This window comes from Pseudomonas sp. NBRC 111123, assembly GCF_001320205.1.
GTDB classification, from domain to species: Bacteria; Pseudomonadota; Gammaproteobacteria; order Pseudomonadales; family Pseudomonadaceae; genus Aquipseudomonas; species Aquipseudomonas putida_J.
The window spans coordinates 26,110-46,286 of sequence record NZ_BCAZ01000038.1 but is presented as its reverse complement, the minus strand read 5'-3'; the positions used below and the strand labels follow the sequence as shown (position 1 = coordinate 46,286).

The window sequence follows — 20,177 nt, the reverse complement described above, 5'->3', positions numbered from 1 at the left end:
GTCGGTAATGAAAGTTCGTGCATCGGTGAAAAAGCTGTGCCGTAACTGCAAGATCATCCGTCGCGAAGGCGTCGTACGAGTGATCTGCAGCGCGGAACCGCGTCACAAACAGCGCCAAGGCTGAGTGTGATCTGCGTTTCAAACCCAGCAGCTAGTGTGCTGCTGGGTTGATTATTCGTTTCTACAGCGATATTATCTCGCGCCCTATTTCTTGGCTTCCGGGGCGTAGGTAGCTGTCAATTGGAGTCCCACTGAATGGCCCGTATTGCAGGCGTCAACATTCCAGATAACAAGCATACTGTTATCTCGCTGACCTACATCTATGGTGTCGGTCGCACAACTGCACAGAAGATCTGTGCAGACGCTGGTGTAAACCCAGCCGCTAAGATCAAGGATCTGAGCGACGAGCAAATCGAAACCCTGCGTGGCGAAGTCGCGAAGTTCACCACCGAAGGTGACCTGCGTCGTGACATCAACATGAAGATCAAGCGCTTGATGGACCTGGGTTGCTACCGCGGCCTGCGTCATCGTAAAGGTCTGCCGGTTCGCGGTCAGCGCACCAAGACCAACGCACGCACCCGTAAGGGCCCGCGTAAGCCGATCCGCAAGTAATCGCCCAGGAATATAGACATGGCAAAACCTGCTGCTCGTCCTCGTAAGAAAGTCAAAAAGACAGTGGTTGATGGCATCGCCCACATCCACGCTTCTTTCAACAACACCATCGTGACCATCACCGACCGTCAGGGCAACGCACTGTCCTGGGCTACTTCCGGTGGTTCGGGTTTCCGTGGTTCGCGCAAGTCCACCCCGTTCGCAGCCCAGATTGCTGCTGAGCGTGCTGGTCAAGCTGCGCTGGAATATGGTCTGAAGAACCTCGACGTCAACGTCAAGGGTCCAGGTCCAGGTCGTGAATCCGCCGTTCGTGCATTGAACAGCTGCGGCTACAAGATCGCCAGCATCACCGACGTGACGCCAATCCCGCACAACGGGTGCCGTCCGCCGAAGAAGCGTCGCGTGTAATCAGGAGACAGAAGAATGGCACGTTACATTGGTCCAAAATGCAAACTGTCTCGTCGTGAAGGCACCGACCTGTTCCTGAAGAGCGGCGTTCGCGCTCTGGAATCGAAGTGCAACATCGAAGCAGCCCCAGGTATCCACGGCCAGCGCCGTGGCCGTCAGTCCGACTACGGTACCCAGCTGCGCGAGAAACAAAAAGTCCGTCGTATCTACGGTGTTCTGGAGCGTCAGTTCCGCGGTTACTACCAAGCTGCTGCCTCGAAAAAAGGCGCAACCGGTGAGAACCTGCTGCAACTGCTCGAGTGCCGTCTGGATAACGTCGTTTACCGTATGGGCTTCGGCTCGACTCGTTCCGAGTCCCGTCAGCTGGTTTCGCACAAAGCGATCAGCGTCAACGGTAAGACTGTAAACATTCCATCCTACCAAGTTCGTCCGGGTGACGTGGTCGCGGTTCGCGAGAAGTCGCTGAACCAGCTGCGCATTGTTCAAGCCCTTGAACTGTGCGCCCAGCGTGGCCGCGTTGAGTGGGTAGACGTAGATTCCGCTAAGAAGTCGGGCGTTTTCAAGAACGTTCCAGCTCGTGGCGATCTGTCTGCCGACATCAACGAAAACCTGATTGTCGAGCTCTACTCCAAGTAAGGGCTAGAAAATAGGTGCATCCATGCAGATTTCGGTAAATGAGTTCCTGACTCCCCGCCATATTGATGTGCAGGTAGTCAGTCCGACCCGCGCCAAGATTACGCTCGAGCCTCTCGAGCGTGGTTTCGGCCATACCCTGGGCAACGCGCTGCGCCGCATCCTGTTGTCCTCCATGCCTGGCTGTGCAGTAGTCGAGGCCGAGATCGATGGCGTACTCCATGAGTACTCCGCGATCGAAGGTGTTCAGGAAGACGTAATTGAAATCCTGTTGAACCTGAAAGGCCTGGCTATCAAACTGCACGGTCGTGACGAAGTTACGCTGACCTTGTCGAAAAAGGGTTCGGGGGTGGTTACCGCTGCCGATATTCAGCTGGATCACGATGTCGAGATCGTCAACCCCGATCACGTAATCGCGAACCTGGCGTCCAACGGCGCCCTGAACATGAAGCTCACCGTAGCTCGTGGTCGCGGTTACGAGCCGGCTGACTCCCGTCAAACCGACGAAGACGAAAGCCGTAGCATTGGCCGTCTGCAGCTGGACGCTTCGTTCAGCCCGGTGCGTCGTATCGCCTATGTGGTCGAGAACGCCCGTGTTGAACAGCGTACCAACCTGGACAAGCTGGTCATTGATCTGGAAACCAACGGCACCCTGGATCCTGAAGAGGCTATCCGCCGCGCTGCGACCATCCTGCAACAGCAGCTGGCCGCGTTCGTCGACCTCAAGGGTGACAGTGAGCCTGTCGTAGTCGAGCAGGAAGACGAGATCGATCCGATCCTGCTGCGCCCGGTTGACGACCTGGAACTGACTGTACGTTCGGCCAACTGCCTCAAGGCGGAGAACATCTACTACATCGGCGACCTGATTCAGCGTACCGAAGTAGAGCTGTTGAAGACTCCTAACCTGGGCAAGAAGTCCCTGACTGAAATCAAGGACGTCCTGGCCTCTCGTGGTCTGTCTCTCGGCATGCGCCTCGACAACTGGCCGCCTGCAAGTCTTAAGAAAGACGACAAGGCGACCGCCTGATCGTCGTAATCACCGAACGTAGTGTTTGGTAAGGAATGAATCATGCGTCATCGTAAAAGTGGACGTCACCTGAGCCGTACCAGCTCTCACCGCAAGGCTATGTTCCAGAACATGGCAGTGTCGTTGATCGAGCACGAGCTGATCAAAACCACCCTGCCGAAAGCCAAGGAACTGCGCCGCGTTGCCGAGCCGCTGATCACCCTGGCCAAGGAAGACAGCGTTGCTAACCGTCGTCTGGCCTTCGACCGTACCCGTTCGAAGTCCGCTGTTGGCAAACTGTTCAACGACCTGGGCAAGCGTTACGCCACCCGTCAGGGCGGCTACCTGCGCATCCTGAAGTGCGGTTTCCGCGCTGGCGACAACGCGCCTATGGCGTACGTCGAGCTGGTTGATCGTCCGGTCGGCGGTGCTGTAGAAGCTGCTGAGTAAGACGTTCTGTCTGCTACAAGGAACCGGGCCTAGTGCCCGGTTTTTTGTGTCTGCAGGTATTGTTAATTTCTATTGATACGAGTCATGTAATGAATTTGTTCTGAGGTGACCGCTCGTCGATACTCTTTATCAAGCCGTTTAGCCGGCACTCGAAGACCATAAGGAGAGCCCATGAGCAAGATTCTCACCACCGCCAGCGGTGCACCTGTAGCCGATAACCAAAATTCCCGTTCCGCCGGCCCACGCGGCCCACTGCTGCTCGATGACTTCCATCTGATCGAGAAGCTCGCTCACTTCAACCGTGAGAACATTCCTGAGCGCCGTGTACACGCCAAAGGTTCGGGCGCCTACGGCACTTTCACCGTTACCCGCGATATCACCTCATACACCAGCGCCAAGCTGTTCGAGCAGATCGGCAAGCAGACCGAGACATTCCTGCGCTTTTCTACGGTCGGCGGTGAGCGAGGCTCGGCGGATACCGAGCGCGACCCACGTGGCTTTGCGGTGAAGTTCTACACCGAGGAAGGCAACTGGGACATCGTTGGCAACAACACGCCAGTGTTCTTCATCCGCGACCCGCTCAAGTTCCCGGATTTTATCCACACCCAGAAGCGCCACCCGCAAACCAATTTGAAGAACGCGCAGATGATGTGGGACTTCTGGTCGCACTCGCCCGAGGCCCTGCACCAGGTCACCATCCTGTTCTCAGACCGGGGTATCCCGGACGGTTACCGGCACATGCACGGTTTCGGTAGCCACACCTACAGCCTGATCAATGCCCAAGGCGAGCGCACCTGGGTCAAATGGCACTTCAAGACCCAGCAAGGTATCAAGAACCTGGCCCCGGCCGATGCGGCACGCCTGGCCGGCACCGATCCGGACTACGCCCAGCGTGACCTGTTTGAAGCCATCGAGCGTGGCGACTTCCCACGCTGGACCGTATGCATCCAGGTGATGAGCGAGGCCGAGGCGGCCAGCCGCGCTGAAAACCCGTTCGACGTGACCAAAACCTGGTCGCAGAAAGACTATCCACTGATCGAAGTGGGTGTGCTGGAACTCAACCGCAACCCGCTCAACTACTTCGCCGAAGTGGAACAGGCAGCGTTCGGCCCGAGCAACATGGTCCCGGGTGTCGGCCTGTCGCCTGACCGCATGCTGCAAGGCCGCGTATTCGCTTACGCCGATGCACACCGCTACCGTGTGGGCACCAACCACCAGCAACTGCCGGTGAATGCCCCGCGCAGCCCGGTGAACAGCTACCAGCGTGACGGTTCGATGGCCATGGGCAGCTACGGCAGTGCGCCTAACTACGAGCCCAACAGCTACGCCGACGCACCGAAACAGTCGCCACGCCACGCCGAGCCTGCATTGGCCCTGAGCGGTGCCGCTGATCGACACGAGCACCGCGAGGATAGGGACTACTACAGCCACGCCGGTGCACTGTTCCGCCTGATGAGCGACGAACAGAAGGCACTGCTGATCAGCAATATCGCCGGAACCATGGCAGGCGTCAGCGAAGACGTGATCCAGCGCCAGTTGCAGTATTTCTTCAAGGCCGACCCGGCCTATGGCGAAGGCATCGCCAAGGCGTTGGGCGTGAGTCTCGCCTAAGTCGAAGTGATAAGAAGAACCGCCCTCATTTGGGCGGTTTTTCAATGAATATCACTACTGTTTAACCGATTTTTTGCTTCTGATTGCGCGTTTTTCAGTGACCGCGCGCAAAAGCTGGTTCACACTATGTGCATCAAGCCGTTTTCACAGGGAGAAGCAGGGCGATGCAAGGTCACCCGGACGTAATCAACTACCTCGTCACGTTGCTGAAGGGCGAACTGGCCGCGCGCGACCAGTACTTCATCCACTCGCGCATGTACGAAGACTGGGGCTTGTCCAAGCTCTACGAGCGTATCAACCACGAGATGGAAGAAGAAACGCAGCACGCCGATGCCCTGATGCGCCGTATCCTGATGCTCGAAGGCACTCCCGACATGCGCGCGGACGATCTGGAAGTTGGCAGCACCGTGCCGGAAATGATCGAGGCCGACCTCAAGCTCGAGTACAAGGTGCGTGGCGCACTGTGCAAAGGCATCGAGCTGTGCGAACTGCATAAGGACTACATCAGCCGCGACATCCTGCGCGCGCAGCTGGCAGACACCGAAGAAGATCACACCTACTGGCTGGAAAAGCAGCAGGGCCTGATCAAGGCCATTGGCCTGGAAAACTACCTGCAGTCGCAGATGTAAGTTATCCACAGCTTCACGAAAAAGCCCCTGGCACCAACGGTACCAGGGGCTTTTTCATGCCAGTGACGGCACTCAGGCTCGGTCACGCTCCAGCAGTGGCTTGAGGTAATGCCCGGTATACGACTGTTTCATCTTGCTCAATTCTTCCGGGGTACCGCAGGCGATGATCTGCCCACCCTTGGAGCCGCCTTCCGGCCCAAGGTCCACCAACCAGTCTGCCGTCTTGATCACATCCAGGTTGTGTTCGATCACCACCACTGTGTTGCCGTGGTCACGCAAGCGATGCAGTACATCCAGCAGTTGCTGGATATCGGCAAAGTGCAGGCCGGTGGTCGGTTCGTCGAGAATGTACAAGGTCTTGCCGGTATCGCGCTTGGACAACTCACGGGACAGCTTCACCCGCTGCGCCTCGCCACCGGACAAGGTGGTCGCCGACTGCCCCAGCTTGATGTACGACAGGCCCACGTCCATCAAAGTCTGCAGCTTGCGCGCCAGCGCCGGCACTGCATCGAAGAATTCGCGGGCATCCTCGATGGTCATTTCCAGCACCTCGTGGATGTTCTTGCCCTTGTACTTGATCTCCAAGGTTTCGCGGTTGTAGCGCTTGCTCTTGCACACGTCGCAGGGCACGTAGATGTCTGGCAGGAAGTGCATTTCCACCTTGATCAAGCCGTCGCCCTGGCAGGCTTCGCAACGGCCGCCTTTGACGTTGAACGAGAAACGCCCCGGGCCGTAGCCGCGCGACCGGGATTCCGGCACGCCGGAGAACAGCTCGCGGATTGGTGTGAAGATACCGGTGTAGGTCGCCGGGTTCGAGCGCGGGGTGCGTCCGATCGGGCTTTGGTCGATATCCACCACCTTGTCCAGGTGCTGCAGGCCGTCCATGCTGCTGTGCGGCGCGGCTTCCAGGCTGCTCGCGCCGTTTAGGGCGGTGGCGGCGAGAGGGAACAGGGTGTTGTTGATCAGCGTCGACTTGCCCGAGCCAGACACGCCGGTGACACAAGTCAGCAGGCCGATCGGCACTTCCAGGTCGACGTTCTGCAGGTTGTTGCCACGCGCGCCCTTGAGCTTGAGCTGCAGCTTCTTGTTGCGTGGGGTGCGCTTGGCCGGCACGGCGATCTTCTTGCGCCCGGACAGGTACTTGCCGGTCAGTGAGTCTGGGTGGTCCATGACCTCCTGCGGTGAGCCCTCGGCGACGATCTGGCCGCCGTGCACACCAGCACCCGGGCCGATGTCGACCACGTAGTCCGCCAGGCGGATGGCGTCCTCGTCGTGCTCCACCACGATCACGGTGTTGCCCAGGTCACGCAGGTGATTGAGGGTGGCCAGCAAGCGGTCGTTGTCGCGTTGATGAAGACCGATGGACGGTTCATCGAGAATGTACATCACCCCGACCAGGCCGGCGCCGATCTGGCTGGCCAGGCGGATACGCTGGGCTTCACCACCGGACAGCGTATCGGCGCTGCGGTCCAGGGTCAGGTAGTCGAGGCCGACGTTGACCAGGAACTGCAGTCGCTCGCAGATTTCCTTGAGGATTTTCGCCGCGATTTCGCCGCGCCGGCCGGTCAGGGTCAACTCGCCGAAGTAGTTGCTGGCTTCGCCGATCGGCAGGTTGGTCACCGCTGGCAGGGTCTTCTCGCCAACCCACACATGGCGGGCTTCGCGGCGCAGGCGGGTGCCGCGGCAATCCGGGCAGGGCTGGGTGCCGAGGAACTTGGCCAGCTCTTCACGCACGGTGGCCGACTCGGTCTCGCGGTAGCGGCGCTCCAGGTTCGGCACGATGCCTTCGAACGGGTGCGAGCGCTTGACGATGTCACCGCGGTCATTGAGGTATTTGAAGTCAACGCTCTGCTTGCCACTACCCTGCAGGATGACCTTCTGATGCTCGGCCGACAGTTCGCCGAACGGCTCCTCGAGGCTGAAGCCGTAATGCGCGGCCAACGAGCCGAGCATCTGGAAGTAGTACACATTGCGCCGGTCCCAGCCGCGAATGGCGCCTTCGGCCAGGGTCAGCTCGCTGTTGACCAGGCGCTTGGTGTCGAAGAACTGCTTGACCCCCAGGCCATCGCAGGTCGGGCAGGCACCGGCCGGGTTGTTGAACGAGAACAGCTTCGGCTCCAGCTCACTGATCGCATGGCCGCACACCGGGCAGGCGAAGCGTGCCGAGAAGATCATCTCTTCGCCGGGCTCGTCATCCATTGGCGCCACCAGGGCAATACCGTCTGCCAGCTTCAGTGCGGTCTCGAATGACTCGGCCAGGCGCTGCTGGAGGTCGGCGCGGACCTTGAAACGGTCCACTACCACGTCGATGCTGTGCTTCTTCTGCTTGTCCAGCTTGGGCAGTTCGTCGAGCTCATAGAGCTTGCCGTTGACCCGCGCACGGACGAAGCCCTGGGCGCGCAGTTCATCGAACACCGCCAGGTGTTCACCCTTGCGCTCGCGCACCACCGGCGCCAGCAGCATCAGCTTGTTGCCTTCCGGGCGCTCCAGCACCAGGTCGACCATCTGGCTGATCGTTTGCGCTTCCAGCGGAATGTCGTGGTCCGGGCAGCGCGGCGTACCGACGCGGGCATACAGCAGGCGCAGGTAGTCGTAGATCTCGGTGATGGTGCCGACCGTCGAGCGCGGGTTGTGCGAGGTCGACTTCTGTTCGATGGAAATGGCCGGCGACAGGCCTTCAATGGTGTCGACGTCAGGTTTTTCCATCATCGACAGGAACTGCCGGGCATAGGCTGACAGCGACTCCACGTAGCGGCGCTGGCCTTCGGCATAGAGGGTGTCGAACGCCAGGGACGACTTGCCGGATCCGGACAGGCCGGTGATCACGATCAGCTTGTCCCGCGGCAGAGTCAGGTCGATGTTCTTCAGGTTGTGGGTTCGAGCCCCACGAATCAGGATCTTGTCCACTGCGGCCTCGCTCGGCGGGCATAAACAAGGAAGTATACGGCGCGCTGCCAGTACGCGGCAAAGCGTCGCGTAGATGCCGTCAAGCTGTCGGACTGATAGAATCGCCGCCGGTTCACACGAGGTTTATCCATGCACGACACCCACAACGAGCGCATGAGCAGCGGCGAAACCCGCGCTGCTGGCGGCCTGGCCCTGGTCTTTGCCTTTCGTATGCTGGGCATGTTCATGGTCTTGCCGGTGCTGGCCACCTACGGCATGGACCTGGCCGGCGCCACGCCCGCGCTGATTGGCCTGGCCATTGGCGCCTATGGCCTGACCCAGGCAGTATTGCAGATCCCCTTCGGGATGATTTCCGACCGCATCGGTCGCCGCCCGGTGATTTACCTGGGGCTGCTGATCTTTGCCCTGGGCAGCGTACTGGCAGCCCAGGCAGACTCCATCTGGGGCGTGATCGCCGGGCGAATCCTGCAGGGCGCCGGGGCGATTTCCGCTGCGGTCATGGCACTGCTGTCCGATCTGACCCGCGAGCAACATCGGACCAAGGCCATGGCCATGATCGGCATGAGCATCGGGTTATCGTTCGCCGTGGCCATGGTCGTCGGCCCATTGCTGACAAGTGCCTTTGGTTTGTCAGGCTTGTTCCTGGCCACTGCCGGACTTGCCCTGGTCGGCATCCTGCTGATTGCCTTTGTCGTGCCCAATACCCACAGCATCTTGCAGCACCGCGAATCGGGTGTGGCGCGCCAGGCCATCGGCCCGACCCTGCGCCATCCGGACCTTCTGCGCCTGGATGTGGGTATCTTCATCCTCCACGCCATCCTCATGGCCAGCTTCGTCGCACTGCCGCTGGCCTTCGTCGAGCGCGGCGGCCTGCCGAAAGAGCAGCACTGGTGGGTGTACCTGACCGCGCTGTTCATCTCATTTTTTGCAATGGTCCCGTTCATCATCTACGGCGAAAAAAAGCGCAAGATGAAACGTGTGTTGGCGGGTGCGGTCAGTGTCCTGCTGCTGACGGAGGTATTCTTCTGGCAGTGGGCTGACGGTTTGCGCGGACTGGTGATTGGCACCGTGGTATTCTTTACCGCATTCAACCTGCTGGAGGCTTCGTTGCCTTCGCTGGTGAGCAAGGTGTCGCCTGCTGGTGGCAAGGGGACGGCGATGGGGGTGTATTCCACCAGCCAGTTCCTCGGTGCCGCTCTTGGAGGAATCCTCGGTGGCTGGCTGTTCCAGCACGGCGGGCTGAACCTGGTGTTCCTTGGTTGCGCAACCCTGTGTGCCATCTGGTTGGTCGTCGCCTTGCGCATGAACGAGCCACCCTATGTGACCAGCCTGCGCATGCCGCTGACGCCAGAGGCAGTTCGGGAAGCCGGCTTGACCGAGCGCCTGATGGCCGTGCCGGGTGTGACCGACGCCGTGGTGGTGGCAGATGAAGCCGCCATCTATATCAAACTGGATACGAAAATTTTGGACCGTGCGACCCTCGAGCGACTGGTGAATCCAGCCTCTTCGGCGTGCGAAGCCTAGGAGAACGTTATGGCCCGTGGGGTTAACAAAGTCATTCTGGTCGGCACCTGTGGCCAGGATCCCGAAGTCCGCTACCTGCCCAACGGTAACGCCGTGACCAACCTGAGCCTGGCCACCAGCGAGCAGTGGACCGACAAGCAGTCGGGTCAGAAGGTCGAGCGTACCGAGTGGCACCGTGTGTCGCTGTTCGGCAAGGTTGCCGAAATCGCCGGCGAGTACCTGCGCAAAGGTTCGCAGTGCTACATCGAAGGCAAGCTGCAGACCCGCGAGTGGGAAAAAGACGGCATCAAGCGCTACACCACCGAGATCATCGTCGACATCAACGGCACCATGCAGCTGCTTGGCGGCCGTCCGCAGGGCCAGCAAGGCGGCGGCGATCAGTACAACCAGGGTGGCGGCAACTATGGTGGCGGCCAGCAGCAACAGTACAACCAGGCTCCGCCACGCCAGCAGGCCCAGCGTCCGCAGCAGCAACAGCGCCCTGCGCCGCAGCAGCCAGCACCGCAGCCGGCGGCTGACTTTGACAGCTTTGATGACGATATTCCGTTCTGATTGAACGGTCTGGCGTTTAGCTGGAATAGAAACCCAGGGCAGTTGCTCTGGGTTTTTTTATGGCTGGTGGGCATGCCAGAAGAGGAGGTGAGGGCCACCAGGTGCTTGCCGCAAAATGTTCAGCGCCTATGAGATCGAGCGCCGCCCGCGCGGCGCATCGCGGATAAATCCGCTCCTACCGTCTGTTTCGGGCCAGTTATCTTGCAGCATTGGCGCGCGAGTCCTAGGCGTATGCAGAAGACAGATTGAGCAGCAGCGATATCTTTCGATTACGAATCGGACAAAGAAGGCGGACAGCGGTGACCATGACAGGATGGACTGGCCCCGAAACAGACGGTAGGAGCGGATTTATCCGCGATGCGCCGCGCGGGCGGCGCTCGGTCTTACAGGCGCCATAGAACCCAAGGCATGCGACCGGCAGCCCAAATGCAACCGCCAGATACAACCAATCCCCACACCCCTGACCCATGTCATCGCACCTTCTGGTTTCTTGACTAGTCTTACTTACTGGCGGCCGTCAAAACCGCCACCGTGACTACCAAGAGGCGCCGGCCATGTTCCGTGCGTCCAAACCTGATCAGGAGTGCACGATGGATCTCAACCGTCGGCAGTTCTTCAAGGTCGCCGCAGTCGGCCTTGGAGGCTCGAGCCTGGCGGCGTTGGGCATGGCCCCGACGCCGGCCTTCGCCGAGCAGGTGCGTCACTTCAAGCTGGCGCACACCAAAGAAACCCGTAACACCTGCCCCTACTGCTCGGTCGGCTGCGGCCTGATCCTGTACAGCCAGGGCGATGCGGGAAAAAACGTCAAACAGAACATCATCCACATCGAAGGCGACGCCGATCACCCGGTCAACCGCGGCACCCTGTGCCCGAAAGGTGCCGGCCTGCTCGACTTTATCCACAGCCCCAGCCGCCTCAAGTATCCAGAGATGCGCAAGCCGGGCAGCAATGAGTGGGTGCGGGTCAGCTGGGACGAGGCGCTCGACCGCGTCGCCGACCTGATGAAAAAGGACCGCGACGCCAACTTCATCGAGAAGAACGCCCAGGGGCAAACCGTCAACCGCTGGCTTACCACCGGTTTTCTCGCTGCCTCCGCTGCCTCCAGCGAGGCTGGCTACCTGACCCACAAGGTCGTCCGCGCAACAGGCATGCTGGGGTTCGATAACCAGGCACGTGTCTGACATGGCCCGACGGTGGCAAGTCTTGCCCCGACGTACGGCCGTGGCGCCATGACCAACCACTGGTCCGATATCGCCAACGCGAATCTGGTCCTGGTGATGGGTGGCAACGCAGCAGAGGCGCATCCGTGCGGCTTCAAATGGGTGACCGAGGCCAAAGCGCACAACCAGGCGCGGCTGATCGTGGTCGACCCGCGGTTTACCCGCACCGCTTCGGTGGCGGACTACTACGCGCCGATCCGAACCGGTACCGACATCGCTTTCATGGGCGGGCTGATCAACTACCTGTTGAGCAACGACAAGATCCAGCACGAGTACGTGCGCAACTACACCGACGTGTCGTTCATCGTCAAAGAGAGCTATGGCTTCGAAGACGGGCTGTTCAGCGGCTACGACGAGGCCAAGCGCGTGTATGCGGATAAATCCGGCTGGGGCTACGAGCTGGGTGAGGACGGCTTCGCCAAGGTCGACCCGACCTTGCAGCACCCGCGCTGCGTATATCAGTTGATGAAGCAGCACTACAGCCGCTACACCCCGGAACTTGCGAGCATGACCTGTGGCATGCCGCAGGACGCCATGATGAAGGTCTGGGAAGAGATCGCCAGTTGCTCGGTACCGGGCAAGACCATGACGATCCTCTACGCGCTCGGCTGGACGCAGCACTCGATCGGCGCGCAGATCATCCGCAGTGCGGCCATGGTCCAGCTGCTGCTGGGCAACGTCGGCATGCCGGGTGGCGGGGTCAACGCCTTGCGCGGGCACTCCAACATCCAGGGCCTGACCGACCTCGGCCTGCTGTCCAACTCTTTGCCGGGCTACCTGACCCTGGCTGGCGACGCCGAGCAGGACTACGCCACCTACATCGACAAGCGTGCGTCGAAGCCGTTGCGCCCGGGGCAGCTGTCGTACTGGCAGAACTACGGCAAGTTCCACGTCAGCCTGATGAAGGCCTGGTACGGCGCCAATGCCACTGCAGAAAACAACTGGGGCTACGACTGGCTGCCCAAGCTCGATGTGCCGGCCTATGACGTGTTGCGCATGTTCGAGATGATGGGCCAGGGCAAGGTCAATGGCTACGTGTGTCAGGGCTTCAACCCGATTGCCGCGCTGCCGGACAAGAACCGCGTGACTGCGGCACTAGGCAAGCTCAAATGGCTGGTGATCATGGACCCGCTGGCCACCGAAACCTCGGAGTTCTGGCGCAACGCCGGGCCGTTCAACGACGTCGACACGGCCAATATCCAGACAGAGGTGATCCGCCTGCCCACCACCTGTTTCGCCGAGGAGGATGGTTCGTTGGTCAACAGCAGCCGTTGGCTGCAGTGGCACTGGAAAGGCGCCGACGGCCCTGGCGAGACCCGCACCGACGTGCAGATCATGAGCGAGCTGTTCCTGCGCCTGCGCCATCGTTACCAGACCGAGGGCGGTGCCTACCCTGATGCGATGATGAACATTCACTGGCCGTACAAGATCCCCGAAGAGCCATCGCCTGAGGAGCTGGCCAAGGAGATGAACGGCTGGGCGGTCAGCGACCTTACCGACGCCACCGGTGCCACGCTCAAGGCCGGCCAGCAGTTGGCAGGCTTTGCCCAGATGAAGGACGACGGGAGCACCGCGTCCGGCTGCTGGATCTTCGCCGGTTGCTGGACCGAGCAGGGCAACCAGATGGCCCGCCGCGACAACAGCGACCCGTACGGCATGCATCAGGTGCAGAACTGGGCCTGGGCCTGGCCAGCCAACCGCCGCATTCTCTACAACCGTGCTTCCAGCGACCCGCAAGGCAAACCCTGGGACCCGGAGAAGAAGCGCCTGGTGTGGTGGAACGGCAAGGCCTGGACCGGCACCGACGTGCCCGACTTCAAGGTCGACTCGCCGCCAGAGGCGGGGATGAACCCGTTCATCATGAACCCCGAAGGCGTGGCGAGGTTCTTCGCCATCGACAAGATGGCCGAAGGCCCGTTCCCCGAGCATTACGAGCCGTTCGAGACGCCAATTGGCATCAACCCACTGCACCCGCAGAACAAGAAGGCCACCAGCAACCCGGCCGGGCGGATCTTCGATTCGGTGTGGGACACCCTGGGTACGCACGACGAGTTCCCCTATGCAGCGACCACCTACCGGCTGACCGAGCACTTCCACTTCTGGAGCAAGCACTGCCGCCTGAATGCCATCGCCCAGCCCGAACAGTTCGTCGAAATCGGCGAGGTGCTGGCCAACGAGAAGGGCATCAAGGCCGGTGACCGCGTGCGGGTGTCGAGCAAGCGCGGGCATATCGATGCGGTCGCGGTGGTGACCAAGCGGATTCGCCCGCTGCAGGTCAACAACCAGACCGTGCACCAGATCGGCATCCCGCTGCACTGGGGCTTTACCGGGACCACGCGCCATGGCTACCTGACCAACACCCTGGTGCCGTTCCTCGGTGACGGTAACACCCAGACGCCGGAGTCCAAGTCGTTCCTCGTCAAAGTGGAGAAACTCTGATGGCCAGCCAAGACATCATCGCCCGCTCGGCCACCACCACCGTTCCGTCCTCGGTACGCCAGCTGGAGGAGGTCGCCAAGCTGATCGACACCACCAAGTGCATCGGCTGCAAGGCCTGCCAGGTGGCGTGCTCGGAGTGGAACGAACTGCGTGACGAGGTCGGCCACAACCACGGCACCTACGACAACCCCCAGGACCTTACGGCCGAGACCTGGACCCTGATGCGCTTCACCGAGCACGAGCGCGACGACGGCAACCTGGAGTGGCTGATCCGCAAGGACGGCTGCATGCACTGCGCCGACCCAGGTTGCCTGAAGGCCTGCCCGAGCCCGGGGGCGATCATCAAGCACGCCAACGGCATCGTCGACTTCAACCAGGATCACTGTATCGGTTGCGGCTATTGCATCACTGGCTGCCCGTTCAACATCCCGCGCATCTCGCAGAAGGACCACAAGGCGTACAAGTGCACCTTGTGTTCCGACCGCGTAAGCGTGGGCCTGGAGCCGGCCTGCGTGAAGACCTGCCCGACCGGGGCAATCGTGTTCGGCAGCAAGGATGAGATGAAAGTGCATGCCGCCGAGCGCATCGTCGACCTCAAGTCGCGCGGTTACGACAAGGCCGGGCTGTACGACCCGGACGGCGTCGGCGGCACCCATGTGATGTATGTGCTGCACCATGCCGACACGCCGAAGCTGTACGCCGGCCTGCCGGACCAGCCAGTGATCAGCCCGCTGGTGGGCTTGTGGAAGGGCTTCACCAAGCCGCTGGCGCTGCTGGCCATGGGCGCAGCGGTGCTGGCCGGGTTCTTCCACTATGTGCGGGTGGGGCCACAGCGGGTGGACGAGGACGAACACCCCACACCCCCGGACGAAAGCGTGCATCAGGTGGACCCGTCGGTGCATGTCTATGATCCGACCAAGCCCGGTGGGCAAGGGGAGCAGCGACCATGAACGACAACAAACCCATCCTGCGCTACAACGCCAACGAGCGGACCAACCACTGGATCGTCGCGATCCTGTTCATGACGGCAGGGCTCTCGGGGCTGGCGCTGTTCCACCCGGCACTGTTCTGGCTCAGCCATCTGTTCGGCGGCGGGCCTTGGACACGTATCCTGCATCCGTTCCTGGGCGTGGCGATGTTCGTGTTCTTCCTGGGCCTGGTGGTGCGCTTCTGGCGTGCCAACTTCATCACCGCCAACGACCGCCTGTGGTTGCGCCGCGTGGATCGGGTGATGCTGAACAAGGAGGAGGGCGTGCCGCCGATCGGCAAGTACAACGCCGGCCAGAAGCTGCTGTTCTGGACCCTGCTGGCATGCATGCTGGTGCTGTTGCTCAGCGGCGTGGTGATCTGGCGCGCGTATTTCAGCCACCTGTTCGGTATCGAGGTCATTCGCCTGTCGGCGCTGGCCCACGCCCTGGCGGCGTTCGTACTGATCCTCAGCATCATCGTGCACATCTACGCCGGTATCTGGATCAAGGGTTCGATCGGCGCCATGCTGCATGGCTGGGTCAGCCGCGCCTGGGCACGCAAGCACCACGAGTTGTGGTACCGCGAAGTGACCGGCGACAAGACGCCGAGCAATCATGGACGCAAAGAAGGATGAGCGCTTGAGCACGATACTCGAACCTGGGCAGATCGAAGCTTCGGCGGTGATGCCGCCGTTTCTGCATCTGCCGCCTGCCAATCTGTTTGCAATGCGCGCAGCGCGCCTGGAATACCTGGCAGAGGGCAACGCCCTGTGTGATTACCTGCGGCTGATCGCGCAGCTGTGCCACGTCCAGCAGCAGCTTGTGGATAACCCACCCGGCGGTTTGCCGGTGGCCGAGGAGCGTCAGCGCCTGTGCATAAGTCATGGCCTGCCACCGCTGGCAGCCGACAGCCTGGTGCGTGAAGGGCCGTGGCTGGTCTGGTTGCAGGCCTTGCTTACCCGCCTTGACAGTGAGGCCAGCGGCCCGCTGGGCGAGGCGCTGCAGGCCCTGCGCGACAGCGATGATAGCCAGCGCAAGGGCTGGGGTATCGCCTTGCTCGGCGGACAGTACGATGCGCTGCCTGCAGCGTTGGTGCCGTTCATTGGCGCCGCCTTGCAGGCTGCCTGGTCGAGCTGGTTGCTGGCGCTGCCAGCCCCCGAGCTCAAGCCCGCCGGCAGCCTGGCCCAGTGCCCGGCCTGCGGTTCGCCAGCAATGGCCGGGGTTGTGCGTAACCGTGGCAAGCACAACGGTTTGCGTTACCTGGTCTGTTCGCTGTGCGCCTGTGAGTGGCATGTGGTGCGGGTCAAGTGCGTGTATTGCGAGTCGAGCAAGGATCTGCGCTACACCAGCCTTGAAGATGACCGCCATGCGCCGGGCAAGGCGCCGCTGCGTGCCGAGTGTTGCCCAGGCTGCGAGAGCTACCTGAAGCAGAACTACCTGGAGAACGATGCCGCGGCCGAGCCACTGGCTGACGACCTGGCTAGCCTGGCGCTGGATATCCGGCTCGACGAGGAGGGCTTCCACCGCCTGGCACCGAACCTGATGTTCGCGCCCGGGTAGTAGGTGAATGTCTACACTGTAATACCGAGTCGCCTCTTCGCGGCAAGCCCGCTCCCACAAAGAACTGCGCAGGCTTTCAGACCTGTGGAGAACCCTGTGGGAGAGGGCTTGCCCGCGAAGAGGTCAGAACAGACAACGGATCAGTCCAAGGTAGTACTGCATGTCTTCCAGCCTCGCCAGCGACACCCCACGCCTGCCGTCCATCGATACTCTATTGCGTCACCCGGCCTGCCTCCCGCTAATTGACCGCTATGGCCGCGACGCAGTACTGGCCACTCTGCGCCAACTGCTCGATGACCTGCGCGACCCCGCCCACCGTGGTGAACTCACCGCCACCGAGCTGGCCGCCGAGATCCTCCTCGGCCGTACCGGCGAACGCCTGGCCATGCAGCAACGCAGCCAGGTCCGTCGTGTGTTCAACCTCACCGGTACCGTGCTGCACACCAACCTCGGCCGCGCGCTGCTGCCCGAGGAAGCCATCGAGGCCATGCAGATGGCCGCCCGCTACCCGCTCAACCTGGAGTTCGACCTGGCCACCGGCAAGCGTGGCGACCGTGACGACCTGATCGAAGGCCTGATCCGCGAGCTGACCGGCGCCGAAGCCGTCACCGTGGTCAACAACAACGCGGCCGCTGTGCTGCTGGCGCTCAACAGCCTGGGTGCGCGCAAGGAGGGCATCATCTCCCGCGGCGAACTGATCGAGATCGGCGGCGCCTTTCGCATTCCCGACATCATGGCCCGTGCCGGGGTAAAGCTGCACGAGATCGGCACTACCAACCGTACCCACGCCCGTGACTATGAGGCCGCCATCGGCCCGCGCACCGGCTTGCTGATGCGTGTGCACTGCAGCAACTACAGCATTCAGGGCTTCACCCACCAGGTACCGACTGCCGAGCTGGCGCGTATCGCCCATCAGCATGAACTGCCGCTGCTCGAAGACCTCGGCAGCGGCAGCCTGCTCGACCTCACACGCTGGGGCCTGCCCGCCGAACCGACGGTGCGCCAGGCCCTGGCCGATGGCGCCGACATCGTCACCTTCAGCGGCGACAAGCTGCTGGGTGGCCCTCAGGCGGGGATCATCGTCGGTCGCAAGGCGCTGATCGCCAAAATCAAGAAAAACCCGCTCAAGCGCGCCTTGCGCGTCGACAAGATCACCCTCGCGGCACTCGAGGCAGTGCTGGCGCTGTACCGCAATCCCGACCGCCTGGCCGAGCGCCTGCCGAGCCTGCGCCTGCTCACCCGCAGCCAGGCCGAGATCCAGGCCCAGGCCGAGCGCCTGGCACCGCAACTCAAGGCCCGCCTGGGCGAGCAGTGGGTAGTAAGCGTTCAGCCGGCGCTGGGTATGATTGGCAGCGGCAGCCAGCCGGTGGCGCGCCTGCCAAGCGCGGCGCTGTGCCTGCGCCCGCAAGTGTCGAAGAAACTGCGCGGGCGCAGCCTGCATGTGCTGGAGCGGGCCCTGCGCGATTTGCCGGTGCCGGTGCTCGGGCGCATCGCTGACGACGCCTTCTGGCTAGACCTGCGTCAGCTCGACGATGAGGCCCAGTGGCTGGCGCAGTTGCCGGCCTTGCAATTGGGGCCAGTGCAGTGATCGTCGGCACTGCCGGGCACATCGACCACGGCAAGACTGCGCTGCTTCAGGCCATCACCGGCCAGGCCGGTGACCAGCGCCAGGAAGAGCGCGCCCGTGGCATGACCATCGACCTTGGCTACCGCTACGCTGCGCTGGCAGAAGGAGCGGCGTTGACCGGTTTCATCGATGTTCCGGGCCATGAGCGGTTTATCCACAACATGCTGGCCGGCGCCCATGGCATCGACCTGGTGCTGCTGGTGGTGGCGGCCGACGATGGGGTGATGCCGCAGACCCGCGAGCACTTGGCGATCATCGAGCTGCTGGGTATTCCCCAGGCGCTGGTGGCGATAAGCAAATGTGACCGGGTTGAGCCTGAACGCCTGGCAGAAGTGCAGGCGCAGGTCAGAGCGATGCTGGCAGACGGGCCATATGCCAAGGCACGGCAGTTTCCTGTGTCGAGCATCACCGGGCAGGGTATCGAGGTATTGCGCCGGGCCTTGCTGGAGGCCGAGGTGCAAGTGCGCCAACGCAGCGTGCGCGGTGGCTTTCGCCTGGCGGTCGATCGCGCCTTTGCCGTGACCGGCGCCGGGGTGGTCGTCACTGGCACAGCGCTGGCCGGGCGCGTCAGTGCCGGCGATACATTGCTGCTGGGCAAAACCGGCAAGCCGGTGCGGGTGCGTGGCCTGCACGCGCAGAACCAGGTGGCACTGGTGGCTGAGGCCGGCCAGCGGGTGGCGCTGAACCTCGCCGCCGAACGCCTGGCAGTAGAGCAGGTGCACCGAGGCGACTGGCTGGTGCCCGAATGGCTGCATGCGCCCAGTGTTCGGGTAGATATCGAACTTTACCTGCTACCCGGTGAAACCCGCAGTTTCGAGCATTTCAGTGCCGTTCACGTGCACCTCGGTACGCAGGATGTGACAGCCCGGGTAGCTTTGCTCGAAGGCGAAACCCTTGCCGCCGGCCAGCGCATGTTTGCCCAGCTGCTGCTCAACGCGCCGTTGCAGGCGGTACACGGTGATCGTCTGGTGCTGCGAGACCAGCGTGCCCAGCGCACCCTCGGCGGCGGCAAGGTGCTCGACCCGTTCGCGCCGAGCCGGCAGCGCCGCAGTGCCGAACGCCTGCGCCAGTTGCAGGTGCTGCGCGATGCAGATGGCCTGGAGGAAGCGCTGTCGGCCTTGCTCGCCAGTGCGCTTGGTGGCCTTGACCCGCAGCGCCTGGAGCGCCAGTTCAATCGCCAGCGAGAAACGTGGCTATTGCCCACAGATGTGCAAGTGGTGGCCACGCGTCAGGGCCCTCTGCTTTTTGCCAAGGGCCAATGGCAGGCACTGAGGCACCAGGTGTTGGAGCAGTTGGCTCGGTTCCACGAACAGGAGCCTGACCAGCTTGGCCCGGACCGCGACCGCCTGCGCCGCTTCGCCGCCTTGCCACTGGAGCGCCCGGCGTTTGTCAGCCTGCTCGATGAGCTGCTCAATGATGAACAGGTAGCCAGCAGCGGGCCATGGCTGCATTTGCCTGATCACAAGGTGCAGTTGAGCGCTGCCGACAGCGTGCTATGGGAGCAGCTGCAGCCGAAGTTGCTGGCAGGGCAATATGATCCGCCCTGGGTCAGGACGCTGGCCGCTGAAGGAAATTGCGCGGAAGCGGAGGTGCGCCTGCTGCTGCGCAAGCTGGCCCGGTTGGGCCTGGTGCATCAGGTGGTGCGTGACCTCTTCTACCCTGAGGTGACGCTACAACGCATGGCAGAGCTGCTGCTGGGGCAGGCCAGCGAGACACCGATAGTGCAGGTTGCTGCGTTTCGCGATATGTTGGGCATCGGTCGCAAGCGTAGTGTGCAGATTCTCGAATACTTCGACCGCATCGGCTTGACCCGGAGGGTGGCCGATCAGCGTCACATCCGCGCCGACAGCGCCCTGGCCCAGCAGGCCAGGCACTGAGTACAAGGAAGGCAATCGCGCCCGGTGGCGCGGCCGGGCTTCAAACCCGGTTGGGGACGGCAGCCGTTCCCGGGCAGGTTCGACTCCCGCTGCCTTCCGCCATTCTTACCGCATTGCAAGGCGCTCTTCTATAGGAGCGGCCTTGTGTCGCGAA

17 protein-coding genes and 1 tRNA gene are annotated in these 20,177 nt (G+C 62.1%); 17 read left to right on the top strand and 1 reads right to left on the bottom strand.

The window, feature by feature from the left end; genetic code table 11:
- The first annotated feature begins 7 nt into the window (after positions 1-7).
- The 8 genes from rpmJ (at position 8) to bfr (ending at position 5,349) form a co-directional block, all read left to right on the top strand.
- The gene (gene rpmJ, locus APH27_RS18645) at positions 8-124 is read left to right on the top strand and encodes a 50S ribosomal protein L36 (RefSeq protein WP_002555468.1); all 117 of its coding nucleotides are present in this window, start codon (positions 8-10) and stop codon (positions 122-124) included.
- 131 nt (positions 125-255) lie between these two features.
- Positions 256-612: a 30S ribosomal protein S13 gene (gene rpsM / locus APH27_RS18640; RefSeq protein WP_003255457.1), complete on the top strand. Its 357-nt coding sequence runs from the start codon at positions 256-258 to the stop codon at positions 610-612.
- Between the two features lie 18 nt (positions 613-630).
- Positions 631-1,020, top strand: a complete 390-nt coding sequence (gene rpsK / locus APH27_RS18635; protein ID WP_003255454.1) for a 30S ribosomal protein S11 — start codon at positions 631-633, stop codon at positions 1,018-1,020.
- Positions 1,021-1,035: 15 nt separating this feature from the next.
- Complete coding sequence (gene rpsD / locus APH27_RS18630; protein WP_027917844.1) at positions 1,036-1,656, top strand: 30S ribosomal protein S4; 621 nt, start codon at positions 1,036-1,038, stop codon at positions 1,654-1,656.
- A 22-nt stretch (positions 1,657-1,678) separates the two neighbouring features.
- Positions 1,679-2,680: a DNA-directed RNA polymerase subunit alpha gene (gene rpoA / locus APH27_RS18625; protein WP_003255452.1), complete on the top strand. Its 1,002-nt coding sequence runs from the start codon at positions 1,679-1,681 to the stop codon at positions 2,678-2,680.
- 42 nt (positions 2,681-2,722) lie between these two features.
- The gene (rplQ, locus tag APH27_RS18620; protein ID WP_003255451.1) at positions 2,723-3,109 is read left to right on the top strand and encodes a 50S ribosomal protein L17; all 387 of its coding nucleotides are present in this window, start codon (positions 2,723-2,725) and stop codon (positions 3,107-3,109) included.
- A gap of 171 nt (positions 3,110-3,280) precedes the next feature.
- Entirely contained in the window at positions 3,281-4,720 is a 1,440-nt protein-coding gene (locus APH27_RS18615; protein WP_027917843.1) for a catalase, read from the top strand.
- 164 nt (positions 4,721-4,884) lie between these two features.
- Complete coding sequence (bfr, locus tag APH27_RS18610) at positions 4,885-5,349, top strand: bacterioferritin (RefSeq protein WP_003257116.1); 465 nt, start codon at positions 4,885-4,887, stop codon at positions 5,347-5,349.
- Positions 5,350-5,421: 72 nt separating this feature from the next.
- Here bfr and uvrA read toward each other — a convergent pair whose 3' ends face one another.
- Positions 5,422-8,256, bottom strand: a complete 2,835-nt coding sequence (uvrA, locus tag APH27_RS18605) for an excinuclease ABC subunit UvrA (protein WP_060485611.1) — start codon at positions 8,254-8,256, stop codon at positions 5,422-5,424.
- 129 nt (positions 8,257-8,385) lie between these two features.
- On the opposite strand from uvrA, the gene APH27_RS18600 reads away from it, so the two are divergent.
- The 9 genes from APH27_RS18600 (at position 8,386) to APH27_RS18555 (ending at position 20,125) form a co-directional block, all read left to right on the top strand.
- Entirely contained in the window at positions 8,386-9,780 is a 1,395-nt protein-coding gene (locus tag APH27_RS18600; protein WP_060485610.1) for an MFS transporter, read from the top strand.
- 9 nt (positions 9,781-9,789) lie between these two features.
- Positions 9,790-10,332, top strand: a complete 543-nt coding sequence (locus APH27_RS18595) for a single-stranded DNA-binding protein (protein WP_027917840.1) — start codon at positions 9,790-9,792, stop codon at positions 10,330-10,332.
- Between the two features lie 590 nt (positions 10,333-10,922).
- A complete protein-coding gene (gene fdnG, locus APH27_RS18585) occupies positions 10,923-13,991 on the top strand; it encodes a formate dehydrogenase-N subunit alpha (protein WP_152031493.1) in 3,069 nt (1,022 codons plus the stop codon).
- Positions 13,991-14,941, top strand: coding sequence for a formate dehydrogenase subunit beta (fdxH, locus tag APH27_RS18580; protein WP_027917837.1), 951 nt, complete (start codon positions 13,991-13,993; stop codon positions 14,939-14,941). Before fdnG ends, fdxH begins: the two co-directional genes overlap by 1 nt.
- Complete coding sequence (locus APH27_RS18575) at positions 14,938-15,594, top strand: formate dehydrogenase subunit gamma (protein ID WP_027917836.1); 657 nt, start codon at positions 14,938-14,940, stop codon at positions 15,592-15,594. The genes fdxH and APH27_RS18575 overlap by 4 nt, the downstream gene beginning before the upstream one ends.
- Positions 15,595-15,598: 4 nt before the next feature.
- Entirely contained in the window at positions 15,599-16,519 is a 921-nt protein-coding gene (fdhE, locus tag APH27_RS18570) for a formate dehydrogenase accessory protein FdhE (RefSeq protein WP_027917835.1), read from the top strand.
- 160 nt (positions 16,520-16,679) lie between these two features.
- Entirely contained in the window at positions 16,680-18,107 is a 1,428-nt protein-coding gene (gene selA / locus APH27_RS18565; protein WP_060485608.1) for an L-seryl-tRNA(Sec) selenium transferase, read from the top strand.
- A complete protein-coding gene (gene selB / locus APH27_RS18560; RefSeq protein ID WP_060485612.1) occupies positions 18,104-20,023 on the top strand; it encodes a selenocysteine-specific translation elongation factor in 1,920 nt (639 codons plus the stop codon). The genes selA and selB overlap by 4 nt, the downstream gene beginning before the upstream one ends.
- A gap of 6 nt (positions 20,024-20,029) precedes the next feature.
- Positions 20,030-20,125, top strand: a tRNA-Sec gene (locus APH27_RS18555).
- The last annotated feature ends 52 nt before the right edge of the window (positions 20,126-20,177 follow it).

Coding starts and splice junctions, on each gene's coding strand:
- rpsD (WP_027917844.1), top strand. CDS start 1,036: ATGGCACGTTACATTGGTCCAAAATGCAAACTGTCTCGTCGTGAAGGC.
- APH27_RS18595 (WP_027917840.1), top strand. CDS start 9,790: ATGGCCCGTGGGGTTAACAAAGTCATTCTGGTCGGCACCTGTGGCCAG.
- rpoA (WP_003255452.1), top strand. CDS start 1,679: ATGCAGATTTCGGTAAATGAGTTCCTGACTCCCCGCCATATTGATGTG.
- rpmJ (WP_002555468.1), top strand. CDS start 8: ATGAAAGTTCGTGCATCGGTGAAAAAGCTGTGCCGTAACTGCAAGATC.
- bfr (WP_003257116.1), top strand. CDS start 4,885: ATGCAAGGTCACCCGGACGTAATCAACTACCTCGTCACGTTGCTGAAG.
- rpsK (WP_003255454.1), top strand. CDS start 631: ATGGCAAAACCTGCTGCTCGTCCTCGTAAGAAAGTCAAAAAGACAGTG.
- APH27_RS18600 (WP_060485610.1), top strand. CDS start 8,386: ATGCACGACACCCACAACGAGCGCATGAGCAGCGGCGAAACCCGCGCT.
- fdxH (WP_027917837.1), top strand. CDS start 13,991: ATGGCCAGCCAAGACATCATCGCCCGCTCGGCCACCACCACCGTTCCG.
- selA (WP_060485608.1), top strand. CDS start 16,680: ATGTCTTCCAGCCTCGCCAGCGACACCCCACGCCTGCCGTCCATCGAT.
- APH27_RS18575 (WP_027917836.1), top strand. CDS start 14,938: ATGAACGACAACAAACCCATCCTGCGCTACAACGCCAACGAGCGGACC.
- rplQ (WP_003255451.1), top strand. CDS start 2,723: ATGCGTCATCGTAAAAGTGGACGTCACCTGAGCCGTACCAGCTCTCAC.
- rpsM (WP_003255457.1), top strand. CDS start 256: ATGGCCCGTATTGCAGGCGTCAACATTCCAGATAACAAGCATACTGTT.
- APH27_RS18615 (WP_027917843.1), top strand. CDS start 3,281: ATGAGCAAGATTCTCACCACCGCCAGCGGTGCACCTGTAGCCGATAAC.